The 16,167-nt window shown below is 59.9% G+C and carries 13 protein-coding genes; 6 read left to right on the top strand and 7 right to left on the bottom strand.

The window, feature by feature from the left end; translation table 11 throughout:
- Positions 1–159, top strand: a 159-nt coding sequence (locus ORS3428_RS22515; protein WP_172833717.1) for a carboxymuconolactone decarboxylase family protein, incomplete at its 5' end; no start/stop codon positions are given.
- A gap of 190 nt (positions 160–349) precedes the next feature.
- On the opposite strand, the gene ORS3428_RS22510 is transcribed toward ORS3428_RS22515, so the two are convergent.
- The 6 genes from ORS3428_RS22510 to ORS3428_RS22485 form a co-directional block, all read right to left on the bottom strand.
- Positions 350–1,135 (bottom strand): amino acid ABC transporter ATP-binding protein, encoded by a 786-nt coding sequence (locus ORS3428_RS22510; protein WP_040985657.1) that lies wholly within the window; start codon positions 1,133–1,135, stop codon positions 350–352.
- An 11-nt stretch (positions 1,136–1,146) separates the two neighbouring features.
- Positions 1,147–2,436, bottom strand: a complete 1,290-nt coding sequence (locus ORS3428_RS22505) for an amino acid ABC transporter permease (protein ID WP_083355258.1) — start codon at positions 2,434–2,436, stop codon at positions 1,147–1,149.
- A 1-nt stretch (position 2,437) separates the two neighbouring features.
- Positions 2,438–3,691 carry an amino acid ABC transporter permease gene (locus ORS3428_RS22500; protein WP_071100499.1) on the bottom strand — a complete coding sequence of 418 codons (1,254 nt, stop codon included), beginning with the start codon at positions 3,689–3,691 and terminating at the stop codon, positions 2,438–2,440.
- Positions 3,692–3,805: 114 nt separating this feature from the next.
- A complete protein-coding gene (locus tag ORS3428_RS22495) occupies positions 3,806–4,822 on the bottom strand; it encodes an amino acid ABC transporter substrate-binding protein (protein WP_071100498.1) in 1,017 nt (338 codons plus the stop codon).
- Between the two features lie 108 nt (positions 4,823–4,930).
- A complete protein-coding gene (locus ORS3428_RS22490) occupies positions 4,931–5,404 on the bottom strand; it encodes a RidA family protein (protein ID WP_071100497.1) in 474 nt (157 codons plus the stop codon).
- Between the two features lie 10 nt (positions 5,405–5,414).
- Positions 5,415–6,653, bottom strand: a complete 1,239-nt coding sequence (locus tag ORS3428_RS22485; RefSeq protein WP_244508066.1) for a MalY/PatB family protein — start codon at positions 6,651–6,653, stop codon at positions 5,415–5,417.
- A gap of 119 nt (positions 6,654–6,772) precedes the next feature.
- Between ORS3428_RS22485 and ORS3428_RS22480 the strand changes: the two genes are divergently transcribed.
- Together ORS3428_RS22480 and ORS3428_RS22470 are read left to right on the top strand one after the other, a co-directional pair.
- Positions 6,773–7,672 carry a LysR family transcriptional regulator gene (locus ORS3428_RS22480; RefSeq protein ID WP_071100495.1) on the top strand — a complete coding sequence of 300 codons (900 nt, stop codon included), beginning with the start codon at positions 6,773–6,775 and terminating at the stop codon, positions 7,670–7,672.
- Positions 7,673–8,311: 639 nt separating this feature from the next.
- Complete coding sequence (locus tag ORS3428_RS22470; RefSeq protein ID WP_157895984.1) at positions 8,312–8,824, top strand: alcohol dehydrogenase catalytic domain-containing protein; 513 nt, start codon at positions 8,312–8,314, stop codon at positions 8,822–8,824.
- Positions 8,825–9,152: 328 nt separating this feature from the next.
- On the opposite strand, the gene acnA is transcribed toward ORS3428_RS22470, so the two are convergent.
- Positions 9,153–11,864, bottom strand: a complete 2,712-nt coding sequence (gene acnA / locus ORS3428_RS22465; RefSeq protein WP_071100492.1) for an aconitate hydratase AcnA — start codon at positions 11,862–11,864, stop codon at positions 9,153–9,155.
- A 927-nt stretch (positions 11,865–12,791) separates the two neighbouring features.
- Between acnA and ORS3428_RS22455 the strand changes: the two genes are divergently transcribed.
- The 3 genes from ORS3428_RS22455 to ORS3428_RS22445 all read left to right on the top strand — a co-directional run bounded on the left by ORS3428_RS22455 (position 12,792) and on the right by ORS3428_RS22445 (position 16,104).
- Positions 12,792–13,718, top strand: coding sequence for a GntR family transcriptional regulator (locus tag ORS3428_RS22455; protein WP_071100490.1), 927 nt, complete (start codon positions 12,792–12,794; stop codon positions 13,716–13,718).
- Positions 13,719–13,807: 89 nt separating this feature from the next.
- The gene (locus ORS3428_RS22450; RefSeq protein WP_071100489.1) at positions 13,808–14,902 is read left to right on the top strand and encodes an isocitrate/isopropylmalate dehydrogenase family protein; all 1,095 of its coding nucleotides are present in this window, start codon (positions 13,808–13,810) and stop codon (positions 14,900–14,902) included.
- Positions 14,903–15,027: 125 nt separating this feature from the next.
- Complete coding sequence (locus ORS3428_RS22445; RefSeq protein WP_071100488.1) at positions 15,028–16,104, top strand: ABC transporter substrate-binding protein; 1,077 nt, start codon at positions 15,028–15,030, stop codon at positions 16,102–16,104.
- Positions 16,105–16,167: the final 63 nt, after the last annotated feature.

Here is a 16,167-nt window from a genome sequence, read left to right as displayed (position 1 = left end):
GACGGCTGCATTGCGAGCCACACCGCCGAAGCCGCAAAGGTTGGCGCAACGCGCGAGGAAATCGCTGAAGCGCTTGGCGTGGCGATCGCTTTGAACGCGGGAGCGGCTCTGGTCTATTCCTCGCGCGTACTGGATGCCTTCGACACCGCTGACGGCTGATGGCCTCAGCACGCAAACAAGGCGGGGAAGGGCGCATACGATCCGTCTCCGCCAGCACCCAAGCGCGCATCACCCTCTATCCCGCAGTGCAGGGGCCATCTTCCTCTCTTGGGGAAGGCTGGCGATCTCTCTGCTGCGGATCTCAGGTCGCCCGCTCGCTCCTCGGTGCTCCACCTCACTGACGGCTTCGTCAGTGGCCCAGGATCTGCCCGAGGAAGGTGCGCGTGCGTTCCGATCGCGGCGCGCTGAAGAATGCCCTCGGTTCGTTCTGCTCTACGATCTGGCCCTGATCCATGAAGATCACACGGTCGGCCACTGCCTGCGCAAACCCCATCTCATGAGTGACGCACAGCATCGTCATGCCCTCGTCGGCGAGCGCAATCATGGTGTCGAGCACTTCCTTGATCATCTCCGGATCGAGAGCCGAAGTCGGTTCATCGAACAGCATGATGCGTGGCTTCATGCATAAAGAACGCGCGATCGCCACGCGCTGCTGCTGACCGCCCGAAAGCTGCCCCGGATATTTATGCGCCTGATCCGGTATCCTGACCTTTTCAAGGAAGTGCATGGCGATCTCTTTGGCTTGCCTTTCTGGCACCTTGCGGACCCAGATCGGGGCGAGGGTGCAGTTCTCGAGGATCGTCAGGTGAGGAAAGAGATTGAAGTGCTGGAACACCATCCCGACTTCGCGGCGGACTTCCTCGATCTTCTTCAGGTCGCTTGTCAATTCGATTCCATCGACAACAATTTTGCCTGACTGATGTTCCTCGAGCCTGTTGATGCAGCGGATCATGGTCGATTTGCCGGAGCCGGATGGCCCGCAAATGACGATCCGCTCGCCGCGGCGCACGGTCAGATTAATGTCTCGCAGCGCATGAAAATCACCGTACCACTTGTTCATGGATGTGATCTCGACGGCCGTTTCTGAAAGGCCGCGGCGGTTTTCGGGCGAAAGCCCACGTAACGTCTTGCTCATGCGCATTTCTCCTAACGATGATCCGTCTTCAGCCGGCGCTCAAGATACATGGAATAGCGCGACATGCCGAAGCAGAAGATGAAGAACACAGCTCCAATGAAGATGAAGAGTTCCCAGTAGATACCTTGCCACTCCGTGTTGGCGCGGATGGCCGCGGCAAGGGCGATGGGGTCGAGAAGACCGATGAACATGACGAGTGTCGTGTCCTTGAATAGRCCGATGAAAGTATTCACGATCCCCGGAATGGAGATCTTGAGAGCCTGCGGCAGGATGATGAGGCGCTGGGCCTTCCAGTAATCCAGACCCAGAGCCTCCGCGGCCTCATACTGGCCGCACGGCAGGCCGGCGAGGCCCCCGCGGATGACCTCGGCCATATAAGCGCTGGCAAAGAGCGTCACCATGATCACTACGCGCAGGATGAGGTCGAAGTTGGTGCCGGGCGGCAGGAAATAGTTCAACAGCAGCGATGCGGTGAACAGCAGCGTGATGAGCGRCACGCCACGAATGAATTCGATGAACACGACGCTCAGCATATGGATCAGYGGCAAACCCGAGCGACGGCCAAGCGCGAGCAAGATGCCGAGCGGCAACGACGTTGCGATGCCGGTCACGCCGATGATGATCGACAGCAGAAACCCTCCGATCTCGCGCGAGGGGACAGCCTCGAGCACAATCGGGATGACAGCGTTTGCAGCCGATGAAAAAGGCTGGGCGGCGTAGACCCACCAGAGCGCCGCTCCGAGACCGGCGACGCTCAGGCCAAGCCCTTGACTGGCGCGTGCTGTCGACGCAAACAGGCCGGCGGCGACAGCGAAGCCGAGGTAGACGGCGACCGGAAACCACAGGCTTCCGCCCCAGATCAGCCAGCCCGCAAGGCCCGGGTAGACGGCGCTGAACCAGAGCGTGCGAGACGGCAGGGCGCGGAACAGAACCGGCGCCAGCGCCGCCAACAGCAGCGCGAAGGCGAGAACCGGGCGCCAATAAAGATCCGCAGGGTAGAAGCCGAACAGAAGTTGCGGCCAACGGTCGCGAATTACACCCCAGCACGCGCCTGGCGCTCCGTCGAGGAGCTGCCGACATTCGGCGAGCGAGTTGGCTTTCCAGATGGAATTGCCTAGCCAAGGAGCGATGGCCACGATGAGCCACGCGATCGCGGTCACCGATGCCACGGTCAGCAACGTGCTAAGCCAGCCATCGAAGAGATTCTTCCTCATCCATTCCCGCGGACCACCTTGGCCGGCTGGCCTTGCCGAAGGGAGAACCATTTCCTGGCRCACCCAGGAGACGTTGTGCAGGTTCATGTTAGCGCTCCTGCAGTCTGACGCGACTGTTGTAGACGTTCATGATGCCCGAGATGATCAGGCTGATGCTAACGTAGATCAGCATCATCAAAAGCATCGCCTCCAGTTCTCGACCGGTCTGGTTGATGGTGATGCCGCCGAGCGTCGAGCGCAGATCCATATAGCCGACCGCCAGGCCCAACGATGTGTTCTTGGTGATGTCGAGGTATTGCGAAATGAGCGGAGGCACGATGATCCGCAAGGCCTGCGGCAGGATCACGAGACGCATGGTTCGTCTCGGCGAAAGCCCAAGTGCATGAGCAGCTTCCGTCTGCCCTCGGGAAATCGCAAGTATTCCAGAGCGAACGTTTTCGGYGATGAACGCGCCGCTATAGACACTGAGCCCGATCCAGAGCGCAATGAAGGAATTGCGCAGCAGCAGCCCGCCAGAAAAGTTCAAGCCCTTCAGGGCGGGATACTCAAGATGGAAACCCAGCGCGTAAAGCAGAGTGATCATCGGCAGCGCGAAAACGAGCAGGCTTTTCCACCAGGTTGCCGGACGCTCTCCGCTCGCGCTTTGGACCCGTTGAGCACGCTCGACCAGGCTTCGACGGGCCAATACCGAAATCGCGAGCACACAGAGGACCGCAGCATAGTTGAGGTCAAGGGCGCCAAATGCGCTATTGAGTTGACCTAGGCTGCGGGAGAAATCGGGAACCGGCAGATAGATGCCGCGGTTGGTGACAGCGACGCTGTCCCACAGGATCATGGAAGCCGTGGGATTGTCGCCGCGGAACGCGCTGGGCGTCGGCATMGCCTGCGACATGATCGCGGCGACCACAAAGATCCAAAGGAGTGCCGGCACGTTGCGGAAGCTTTCKACATAGACGGTCATCAGACGAGCGACGATCCAGTTGTTGGAAAGCCGGAGCACCCCGGCCAACACGCCAAGGACCGTCGCGGTCACGCAGGCCATTGCCGCTACGATCAGCGTGTTGAGCAAACCGACGACGGCGGCACGGGCATGAGAGCTTGTGCTCGAATACTCGATGGCGTGCGGCGAGATGTCATAACCCGCCGTGCTCCACAGAAATCCAAACGAGAAGTTCTTTCCAAGGGCAGCCAGATTGTGGACCGTGTTGTCGACGAGCCAGGCAGCCGCAWGGACGAGCATGATGAACGCGATGACCTGGATCGATCGGGCCCTATAACGGGTGTCATTGAAGAGCATGCTCAGGTGAAAGGGCTCGCGGGGAGCCGCGCTTTTCATGGCCATGAGTGATCTCCCTGAAGGTTCGCTGCGCTACCTTCGGCRTATGGTTGTGCGTTGTGGGCTTGCAGGGGYGGAAAACGAAAGGCGCGGGGCAAGCCCGCGCCTCGAGACGTTTTTTCAGCGGAACGGCAGCGGATACATCAGGCCGCCTTGCGTCCAGAGCGCGTTCTGGCCGCGGGCCAATCCAATCGGCGTCTTGTCGCCAACGTTCCTGGCGAAGATTTCCCCGTAGTTTCCCACGGATGCGATCGCCCGTTTCGCCCAAGCCGGATCCAGCCCCAGCATTTCTCCCAGCTTATCCTCTTTGCCCAGGAGGCGATTGACTTCCGGGTTATCCGTGCCCGCGGAAAGCTTCTCCACGTTCTCGGATGTTATGCCGAGCTCCTCAGCCRCCAGAAGCGCATTCAAGGTCCAGCGCGCCACGTCRGCCCATTGATCGTCACCCTGGCGGACAAGGGGACCCAACGGCTCCTTCGAAATGACATCCGGGAGGATGATGTGATCCTGTGGATCCTTGAAGCTCGACCGGGTCGATGCCAGGTCGGACCCGTCACTCGTGATCACGTCACAAGCACCGGCAAGATATTTCTGCTGGACGTCGCCGTTGTTCTCGACGGGAACCGGGTCATACTTCATGTTGTTCTTGYGGAAATATTCCGCGAGGTTCAGCTCGGTGGTGGTCCCGGTCTGAATGCAAACGGTGGCGCCGTTCAGATCCCTTGYGCTCTTGGCACCGAGGGATTTCGGCACCATGAAAGCCTGACCGTCGTAGTAGTTCACACCCGCGAATGTGAACTTCAGGTCCACATCGCRCGAAAATGTCCAGGTCGTGGTGCGGGACAGAATGTCGATCTCGCCGGAGGCAAGTGCGGTGAACCGCGTTTGCCCAGTCGTGGGAACGAAGGTCACCGCATTGGGGTCTTTAAGGACTGCAGCCGCGACAGCCCGGCAGTAGTCCACGTCCATGCCATGCCAGGCCCCGGACGCATCCGGAGCGGAGAAGCCGGCCTGACCGCCGGTCACACCACAATTCAGCTTACCACGCGCTTGAACGTCGGCCATCGTGCCGGCCGAAGCGATACCGGCCGTCAGCGTTGCCGCTGCAAGCGTGGCAAGGGCGATCGTCATTTTCATTTTCATTCTCCCGGTTTGTGATCCGGCAGCGGTGGCTTTTTTGCCCAATTCTCCGCCACTCGGATCGGTTGAGTTCCCACTGGTTCGGTCTTGTCGGATCGAAGACGCTTATTGTTCTGGAGCAATCTCGATGATGGCTTCGATTTCGACGGGCGCGTTCATCGGAAGCGCCGCCACACCGACGGCGGAGCGCGCGTGCTTGCCCTTCTCGCYAAAGACCGCGACGAGAAGATCCGACGCGCCGTTGGCGACGAGATGTTGTTCCGTGAAATCGGCGGCCGAGGCGACGAAGACTGTGATCTTGACGATCCTGGCGATCCTCTCGAGGCTGCCAAGACAGCCCTTTGCCTGGGCGAGGATGTTCAAGGCACACTGTTTGGCGGCTAGCGTACCGGCCGCCACGTCGAGCTCCCTTCCGAGCAGYCCCCTCGCAATCAATTTGCCATCGGCGAGTGGCAACTGGCCCGACGTGAGAACGATGCTTCCGGTCTCCGCCGCCGGGAGGTAGTTCGCTACGGACTTTGTCGCTGCCGGCAATTCGATCCCGAGTTCATCCAGGCGCCGTTCAATCGTCTGAGACATCGGCTCGTCCTCAAAACTCGGYGACGGCGGCGGTGATGCGCCCGATCGCCTCGTCGACGACCGCACGCGGGCAGCCGAGATTGACGCGCATGAACCCATGCCCCTCGACCCCGAACTTCTGGCCCTTGTCGAGCCAGACGCGCGCCTTGGTCAGCATGAATCTGTTCAGGGCTTCGGCATCCATTCCGAGACCGCGGCAATCCATCCACGCCAGGTAGAGGGAGTCGGTTGGAAGTACCTTCAGGCGTGAATCCGCATCGTTGATCGCGTCGGCGAAGTGCGCGTGATTGGCACGCAAATAGGCCAGCATTTCCTCCAGCCACGGCTCGCCATGGGCATAGGCGGCTTCGGCGGCAACCATCCCCAATACGTTGACCAGCTCGAAGACGTTGCGCTCGTACTGGCGGCGCAGCTCTTCCCGGAGCCGCCTGTTCGGGATGAAAACATTAGCGCTCTGCAGGCCGGGCAGGTTGAATGTCTTGCTCGGCGCCGTGCAGGTGATGCTGTTTTGGGCGAACTCTTCGCCGAGCGAGGCAAACGGGATGTGCTTTTTGGCCGGATCGAGGATGAGATCCTCGTGGATCTCGTCCGAAATGACCAGAACGCCTTTGCAGGCGCAGATTTCGCCCATGGTCCGCAGTTCATTTTCGGACCACACGTTTCCGGTAGGATTGTGTGGGTGGCTTAAGATAAAGATCTTCGTGTTGGCGCGGATGGCAGCCTCGAAAGTCTGCTCGTTGAAGCGGTAGCCATCGCCGGTGAATTCGAGCGGCGCATAGGCCAAGTGACGGCCGTTCAGCAGGACATCGTTATGGAAATGCGCGTAGACCGGCGGCTGGATCAAAATGGTGTCGCCCGGCGCTGAGAAAGCCTGCACCGCGGTCTTCAGCGTCGTGATGATGCCGGAGGTCTGGAGGATCCATTCCTTGGCGACGTCCCAACCGAACCGTCGCTGCTGCCAACCGACGACAGCGTCAACATAGGATGCGGTCGCGCCACCGGGATAACCGAAGACGCCATGGTCGACCGCCGCATGGAGCGCGTCGATGACGGCATGAGGCGCCTTGAAGTCGGTGTCGGCCACCCACATCGGCAAGGGGTCGGCCGCAGCTTCGTCCGGCGCCAAAAGCTTGCTTGYACAGGCCCATTTCATGGAGTTGCTGTTCTTGCGGTCGACAATTTCGTCGAAAACAGACGCCGCCCGCGCATGCTCCGGGTGGAGTTGGTGGGCAAGTGCGAGCTTCGTCACAGCGGTTCCTTCCTTCCTGACCTTGGGACGGCCCTGCAGGGCCGATTGACGGAAGGTTAATGGCATCGCATTATGAGTGGAAATGGTATGATTTCATTTACTCATGAACAGGGTTCATAATGATCGATCGGCAGCACCTTGCGATCCTTAGGGAAGTAAGCCGTCGGGGCAGCGTCACCGCGGCTGCGGAGAAGCTGAATGTCACCCAGTCGGCTTTGAGCCATACGATCGCCAAGTTCGAAGAACGGCACGGCATCAAGATCTGGATGAAGACCGGACGAGGCCTGCGGTTGACGCAGGCGGGCGAGTACTTGCTGACCGTTGCCGAGCGCGTCTTGCCGCAGATGGAGCACGCGCAGCGTATCCTGACGGACTTCGCGCTGGGGAGGAGGGGAGTGCTTCGCGTCGGCATGGAGTGTCATCCCTGCCAGCGATGGCTGACGAGAATTGCAACTCCCTATCTGACACAATGGCCCGACGTGGACTTCGACGTGCGCACCGCCTTCCGCTTCGACGGGGTCGAAGCGCTGCTGGGTTATGAGATTGACCTGTTGATAACGCCGGATCCGGTGGAGACGCCGGAACTACTGTTCACTCCCGTGTTCGATTACGAGCTCGTTCTGATGGTGCATGAGGCTCACCCCCTTGCCAGCCGAGCCTGCGTTGAACCGCAAGATCTCCTGGACGAAGAGTTGATTACAGTACCCGTCACGTTGGAGCGCCTGGACATCTACACCCGCTTCCTTGTTCCGGCGCATTGCAGGCCGCGTCAACATCGCACTGCGGAGACCATCGACCTGATGCTGCAACTGGTATGCGCGGGCCGGGGCGTGACGGTTCTTCCCGATTGGCTCCTGCACGAGGATGCATCCGGCCTGCCGATRCGCGCACTGCGCCTGGGAGATTCCGGCATCCGGAAGAGCATCAACCTTGGTGTGAGGCGCGGCGAGGAGAGGACCTTCTACATCGACGGATTCCTGAAGCTTGCCCAGGAAATGGGTGCTAATCCATACCGGTGATTGCTCAAATTCAGTTTCGAAACCCAGCCGTAGCCCCTCGCCTACTACGTTTGCTWTAGGACCGACCGCCCCTTACGTCTAAGGCACAACCGTTTTGGCGCTGGCTTCACGAGGAAGTGTCCGGCGCATAGCAAAAGGCAAAGTTTTTCTTTGCGTCGTGAAAGATGTTCCTGTTTGCTCGAAAGCAATCATAGACCCAAAAGCAGAGGCATTGCCGAAACCCGGATGTCTCATGTCCGATACCGTTCTCAACGTCGGCGGCTGCTCGGCTGAGCTGACTGCGGCGCGCCCCCCATACCGCGCAGGATTGGTGGGCGACAGCCTCGATCGCGGAATCTCTAGCAACGGGCCGCAGCCTTATCGGCTGGCGAAGCGTCAGATGCTCCAGTCTATGCGACCTGAAAGCCGCACTGCGTTGATCGCTGAACTGGCCTCCAAGGTCTCGGCCGACGCAATTCAACCTAGCGCACGCCTCATGGCCCTAACTGCAGGCGCGGTGGACGCGGCAGAGCTTGCGGCGTTTTCCCCTCTCTGCACGAGAGCGGCACAATGACGCCGGGCCATCGCGTTCTGCAGATAACAGTCCCCGGCACGCTGGAGCTAGTCGAACATGCAACGCCCGTTCCGGGAGCCGGCCAATTGCTGATCAAGGTGGAGGCTTGCGAGGTCCGTGACGACACACGTAGCCCTGACACAGAAAGCGCTGATCCAGCATTGCAGCCGCGCCAGGGGGCGGGTCATGAGATGGAGGGGCGCATCATGGCGTTGGGCGAGCGTGTGCCTTCGGTTTGGAAACTCRGGCAGCGGGTCGGCATTGGAAGTCTTGAGGACTGTTGCTATGCATGCCCGGATTGCCGACGGGGACAATTTCAGCTCTGCGGCAAAACCAGCGCTTGCGGCACTTCGATCGTATCGGCGCTTTTAGCCGGCCTAGCGCCACCAGGTCGGCTCGTGCATCTTGGATATGCCAATGATCCACTGGCCATGCATGGCGGGCAGCGTGYGAGGCGCGGGCCAAGTTCGATCACCGGCAAACCATTCAGGAAAGAAAAAACAGTTGCTTTCAATTTGCTGAAGGATGCGCGCGCGCTGATGAACACATTATCGCAAGACGCGGCGGCCGAGGACGACCCTGAGATCCGTCAGGTGTGAAGTGGATAGTGTTCTTCGAAAAAGAGAGGGCCCATGTCTCATCAATGACGACTTCTCCCGCCCGTTCATCGTTCACGTTGGCCGGCAGCACGGAGTCCCAAGCCCGCCCCATCGTTCAATGCATGCCGTTCAGGATCGGCAACGAGGTGGCGGAAACTCACTGCCCCGGCTCGCCGGTGATCCACATTGATCGTCGCGATCGAAGGATCAGCGAACACCTGTTCATAGTAGCTCGTCTTCCGATCGCCGCTGCCGCMACAAGATCTGCCAACCTGACGTCACAATCTGTACCTTCAGAGCACTCGAAATTTCCGAACGTGAGATGTGATCARCATTGCCGTTCAATTGGCGCACTGAACTTTTCGACCGCAAGGCGAAGCGGACATTCACGTCCTCCGAAAAGGTRGTCGTCATGCAGAGGCGGTGGCAGTGTGTCGGCCTTGTCTGTCGCGGTCAACACCTTGGAAAGGATGAGCGGGATCATTCCGCCTGCAGCAAGTATATCGACTTCTAAACCAGTCTCTACTGCTGCCGTTCCGCCCAACCGCGCAGACACCCCTTCTGATCGACGCACGTCGATTTCGATTGCAGAGCGTGGTGTGATGCTCGCGGCATCGACAATGATTTGATCGTTTGTCCCAAGTCCGCCGATCGACTGCGCGTCAGCCGCCGAAATGGTGATCGGGAGGACCCCCATCCCGATCAGGTTAGACCGGTGGATGCGTTCGAAGCTCTTGGCAATGACCGCGCGGACGCCGAGCATTGCAACCCCCTTGGCAGCCCAGTCTCGCGAAGAGCCGGCACCGTACCGCTCGCCCGCGACGATAATYGTGCTGGTTCCGCTCGCCTGGTAGCGTTTGGCGATTTCCCACAAGCGGCCGATGTCGCCGGTGGGTCCGTGAATTGTGCTGCCAGGATCGGCATCTGGAATGAGCAGGTTCACCGAAGCCCTATTGTCGAACAGGCCAYGGACCATCACTTTCCAATTGCCCCGTCTGKAGGCGAACACGTTCAGGCTGKAGGGATTTTCGCCTCGATCGATAAGATGTCGGCCGGCGTAGCTTGTCGACGCTATCTGTCCAGCCGGCGATATATGGTCTGTGGTGATGTCGTCGMCGAGGACCAGCAAAGGCATGGCGGCATATTTTCCAAGGCAGCTCGACACACCCRCAGTCGCGAACGGCGGCCGACGAATGTAGGTGGACGTATCCGACCACGGGAAACGCGCGCTTTGCGGAAAGTCCAGCTTTTGCCAAAGGGGATTTTCGGCCGCCTCGCTGAACGCCTCAGGACTATCGGCGCCGAAAACATGGGCTCTMACATGTTTCGCGACTTCGGCTTGGTCGGGCCAAAGGTCAGCGAGATGGACCTCGTTGCCATCCGCGTCCTTTGCGATGGGGTCGGTCGCGATGTCGCGCAACACGTCTCCGGCAAGTGCGAACGCAACAATCATCGGCGGTGAGGCCAGGAATCCATCCTTGAGGGACGGATGCACCCTCCCTGGAAAGTTGCGGTTTCCCGACAAGACGGCAACGGCCGTGATCCCGCCGTCGATGGCGGCTTGCATCTCGAGGGGGAGGGGACCTGAATTGCCGATGCAGGTCGTGCAACCTAAGCCGACAATGCTGAAGCCGATTGCCTCAAGGTCTTCGAGTAGACCTGATCGCTCCAGGTAGCGGACCGCCGCCGGCGAGCCCGGAGCAAGCGATGTCTTGACCCAATGGGGCGGTCTCAGTCCAAGCTGCCGCGCCTTGCGCGCCAGCAGCCCCGCAGCAATCAGGAGTGACGGATCCGACGTGTTGGTGCAACTAGTTATCGCAGCGATTGCGACGGCGCCTTCGGGAATAGACTTGAATGTGACCTGTCGGCTCAGCTTTTTTCCGCAGGCGCGTTCAAGGGCGGGCTGCACGTTCGCTGGCTCGAGGCGATCCTGCGGTCGGCGTGGCCCGGCCAAGCTCGGGCGAAGCGCGCTGAGATCGATCGTGAGCTCGTCGGTGTATCGCGGGTTTGTATCGGGCTCGAACCAAAGGCCCTGTGCCTTGGCGACATTCTCGACGCGAGCAGCGAGCTCATCGCTTCTTCCTGTCTGGCGGAGATAGGCAACGGTATTGGCATCGACTGGGAAAAAGCCGGTGGTAGCCCCGTACTCGGGGGCCATGTTCGCCACCACGGCTCGGTCGCCTGCCGAAAGTGTAGACACGCCTGGCCCGAAGAACTCTACGAATTTCCCGGCGACGCCGAACGACCTCAGCCGCTCGGTCACGGCCAGAGCCAGGTCGGTCGAGAGAGTTCCGCTCTGCAGCCGCCCCACGAGGCGCACACCTATGACCTCCGGCATCCTGAGCATGACCGGCATTCCGAAGATGACGCTTTCGGCCTCGAGTCCGCCCACGCCCCAGGCCAGTACGCCGATGCCGTTGATCATCGGCGTGTGGCTGTCCGTCCCGATCAGGGTATCAGGCACCGCCCACTCGACATTGTCGCGCWTCTCGATTGCGACCACGGTTGCCAGTTGCTCAAGGTTGATCGTGTGYATGATGCCAGTACCGGGCGGATGAACGCTAAGGCCGGGAAGGGCTTTGGTCGCCCACTTCATCAACCGGTAGCGCTCCGCATTGCGCTCCAGTTCCTTGGCCAGGTTGAAGCGGAGAGCATCGGCGGTACCAAAGCGATCCACGCCGATGCTGTGGTCGACAGACACATCAACCCTGATTCTTGGGGCAAGGAGGGCGGGATCGCCTCCCGCTTCAGCAATCGCGTCGCGCATTGCGGCAATGTCGACCAGGGCGGGAACGCAGGTCGTGTCATGCATCAACAGCCGACCCGGATGGAATGGAATTTCTGCCTGGCTCTCTCCAAGTCGTAGCCACTGGCTGAAGACCTCCAGCAGCCGCTCAGCCTCGTGAGGCTGGTGTCTGAGGTTGTTCTCGAGCAGGACACGCAGCACGAAGGGCAGCCGCTCGAACTTGGAACCCAGCGCCTTCCGCATGTCGATCGCGGTCAGCTGCCGGCCATGGCTCTCGACCWGCATTCTGATCATGCCAGGTTCCTCACCTTGTAGTATTGGATTTTATAGCTTAAAAAACCAAACTAGAGTCGATGTCAAGCGAGGCATTCATGYGCAGCGACTGGTCTGCCGCGAAATACTGCAATTCGGCGATCACCGGACGCGGCCCAWCGACCTTCTTGGTGCGGTTTCCAATGAGGACATGGAGTTTGTCACAGATATTGGATGCGGGCCGGGAAATTCGACCGAACTGCTGGGCCGTTAGCCGGAGGCACGAGTCGCGGGCATCGACTCGTCGCCTTCGATGATCGAAGCCGCGCGCGCCCGACTGCCGAACGTTGAGTTTGCAGTGCAGGCTATACAGGACTGGCGCCCGAAGAGCCGCAGGACGTAATCTTCGCGAACGCCGTGCTGCAATGGCTTCCGGATCATCGTGCGCTGCTGCCGAGGCTTGTCAACCTGTTGAAAAGCGGCGGAATTCTGGCAATCCAGGTGCCTGACAATCTTAACGAATCCACTCACCGTGGCATGCGGGAGGTTGCACGGGATCCGCGGTGGGCGGGCCGGCTGGCAGAAGGGRCACCGAGCGAACGTCGATCGAGAGGACTCAGAATTATTACGRCATTCTCCGCCCGCTCTGCCGGCGGGTGGAAGTCTGCACGATCTATCACCATCCTCTCAAAGGACTGGACGGTATCATCGACTGGTTCAGCAGCACTGGCCTGCGTCCATACCTCTCGCGCCTCGACGCATCCGAAAAGAAGGCCTACCTTGCTGTACCGAGACGCTCGCGCGCCACTATGCGATCCTGGAGGAGGCAACAACGCTTCTGCCATTTCCACGTCTCTTCGTTGTCGCGACACGACTTTAGATTGGATTTTTAACGACAGCTCGTGCAAACTTGCCACGATCGCTGTACCGCTTGAACGCCAGATCCGCGGCAATCATCTCGGAGCTCTCATGCCAGCAAGCCCCTTGGCACGGAACATCGCCAGTCAGATTTCGCTGCTCGTAACGACGGGCGAACTGTCTTCTGGYGATCACCTGCGCACGCAACATCTCGCCGACAAGTTTGGCGTCTCCCGCTCGCCCGTGCGCGAGGCGATGCAAATTCTCGCTGAAGAAGGACTGCTGGAGCAGAAGGAGAATCGGGGGTTTTTTGTCAAAGATGTTCCGGAGTCCCGGATTATCGAGCCGATCAACGACGAGCCAAAACCGTTCGAGGTGGAGAACGATTACCAGCGCCTCRCCGAGGATTGGCTGATGGACCGCATCCCTGCCGAGGTGACTGAGGGCATGCTGCGGGAGCGCTACGACCTCACCAAAGCGCAACTTAGTGACATGCTTATGCGGGCAGTGCGGGAGGGCTGGGCGGAGCGCAAGCAGGGCTACGGCTGGYGCTTCCTGCCAGTCGCCAAGACACCCGAGGCGTTCGAGCAGATTTACCGGTTCCGCATGCTGATTGAACCGGCCGCCATATTGGAACCGAGCTTCAAGCTCGACCGAAAAATAATTGAAGAGCAGCGACGGTTACAGCAGCGAATGCTGGAGACCGACATCATGCGACTTCCTGCCGAACGTTTGGTCCACAACGGCTCCATCTTCCACGAGGAGCTGATCAAGATGTCGAACAATCCCTTCTTCCACCTGTCGCTGGTGCGCGTCAATCAAATGCGCCGTTTGCTCGAGTATCGCTCGCGCGTTGATCGCAATCGTCTGTTCACGCAATGCGAGGAGCACCTTGCGATCCTCGATCTGCTCGAGCGCGGTGAAATCCTCGAAGCGTCCTACGCCATGCGCAAGCATCTCTCCGGTGCGCTCGCGCGGAAATCACCCATCGCGCGATCCTGGTCCCAGCACGCRCACGAAAAAATACCGGCCTCGTAATTTTTCGATTGCATTTTAATCGTCGAAAAGCCAAAAAGTCGCCATGAAGCATTTCGGCGGATGCTCCGCCGTGTTCAGGGAGACGTTCTATGAAGATCATGGTCACGCCGTGCGACGGCATCGGCCCGGAGATCACCGCCGCGACGATGGAGGTGGWCGAGGCGGCCAACAAGGCATTCGGTCTTGGTCTGCAGTACGACTACGAGGACACCGGCTTCGCCAGCCTAGAAAAGTACGGAACGACCCTGCGCGACGAGACGATAGAGCGCGCCCGTACGTATGACGGCATTATCCTGGGTCCGCAGTCCCATATGGACTATCCGGCGCGCGACAAGGGCGGCGTGAACGTTTCAGCTGGGTTCAGGGTCAAGTTGGACCTCTATGCAAACGTTCGTCCGGCGCGCGTTCGCCCGTTTCTGAACAGCACCGCCAAGCGGATGGACCTCGTCATCATGCGCGAGGCGACCGAAGGCTTCTACCCGGACCGCAACATGTATGCGGGCAGTGGTGAGTTCATGCCGACGCCCGACATTGCGCTCTCCATGCGCAAGATCACGGCGCACGCCTGTGAGCGGATCGCACGCGCTGCTTTCGAGCTGGCGATGAAGCGCGACAAGCGCGTCACGGCTGTCCACAAGGCGAACAACTTCATCCTCACCGACGGTCTTTTCCTGACGCAGGTCCGAAAGGTAGCAGCCGAATTCCCCGAGGTGAAGCTCAACGACTACATCATCGACGCCATGGCAGCTCACCTCGTGCGCGATGCGTCCCGGTTCGACCTGATCGTGACGACGAACTTTTATGCAGACATTCTTTCGGATCTCGCCAGCGAGCTTTCTGGCAGTCTCGGCCTTGCCGGATCGATCAACGCGAATGCCGAAACCGGCCTTGTCTGCGCGCAAGCTCAGCATGGTTCGGCGCCCGATATCCAGAACCAGAACATCGCCAACCCGACCTCGCTCATCCTTTCCGCTGCGATGATGCTCTCCTGGCTTGGAGAGAAGCGCGGGCTGCCAAATTTCGAGGCGGCGGGCGCGGAGATCGAGCGTGCGATCGACGAGGTGCTTGCCAACCCGGCGACCCGGACCCRCGATCTCGGAGGGCAGAGCAACACGGATGCGTTTGGCGCCGCCGTGGCCAAGGCGATCAAAGCGGAGCCGGTTCGTGCGGCAGCGCGCGCTTAAACTGCCAACTTTGCATTTTACGATTGATAAATCCAAACTGAGATGTAACTGTTTTGGCGACGAAGAACGTCATCAGACGCACGCCCGGAGGAGCAATGAACGGGCGCAACCATGGGAGAAGTGAAATGAAGCATACCGCAGTGAGCAGACTGTCCGGCTGTTCGGCGCTCGTCTGTGTGACCTTGGCGATGTCGCCGGCCAACGCGCAGGACGCGTCCCTGATCGATGCCGCCAAGAAGGAGGGGACCGTCACGATCTACACGTCGACCGACGCGGCGCAGGCACAGGCGCTTCTCGATGCGTTCACCGCCAAATACGGTATTAAGATCGCGTACAACGACGTCGGCACGAACGGCGCCTACAATCAGGTGATCTCGGAATCGGCGGCCGGTCAGGTGACCGCGGACGTGGTGTGGACCTCCGCCATGGACCTGCAGATGACCCTTGTCAAGGACGGATACGCCGTGCCRTACAAGAGCGTCGAGGCCGGTAACATCCCCTCCTGGGCAAACTACCAGGATACGCTCTACGCCACGACGATCGAGCCGATCGGTATGATCTACAACACCACRGCGCTGAAGGAAGACCGCATTCCAAAAACGCGTGCCGACCTGATCAAGTTTCTCCAGGAAAACCAAGCCGAATTGAAAGGCAAAGTGGCGACCTTCGACCCGGAGAAGAGCGGAACGGGCTTCCTTCACCACACCAACGATGCACGCCAGACAAGCAATTTCTGGGATCTCGCCAAGGCGCTCGGCGCCGATGGCGTGAAGACTTACTCGAGTTCCGGATCAATGAAGGAGACTGTCGTCTCCGGCGAGAACGTGCTGGCCATCAACATCATCGGTTCTTATGCGCTGGACTGGGTCAAGAAGATCCCAAACCTCGGCGTGGCGTTCGGATCGGACTATACCGCCGCCTTTTCCCGTCTCGCCCTGATCAGCAAGGGCGCGCCTCACCCAAATGCGGCAAAGCTATTCGTCGACTTTACTTTGTCCAAGGAAGGGCAGGAAGCGCTGGCATCAGGCGGTCTGCCCTCGGTGCGGGAGGATGTAACGAGCGGTCTCAACATCAAGACGCTGAACGAAAAGGTCGGCGGCGGCCTGAAGCCGATCGCCGTGGACGAAGGTCTTCTCGAATATATGGACCCCGCCAAGCGCGTCCAATTCTTCAACGACTGGAAGGCGGCGATCGCCGGCTGATCCGTGTTCGTCGTGGCCGCGGCAATGTTGTCGCCGCGGCCACATCTTTTAGGGAGGATCGCT

The organism is Mesorhizobium sp. ORS 3428 (genome assembly GCF_001854785.1).
Lineage (GTDB): Bacteria > Pseudomonadota > Alphaproteobacteria > Rhizobiales > Rhizobiaceae > Mesorhizobium.
This window is presented reverse-complemented; position numbering and strand designations above follow the sequence as displayed.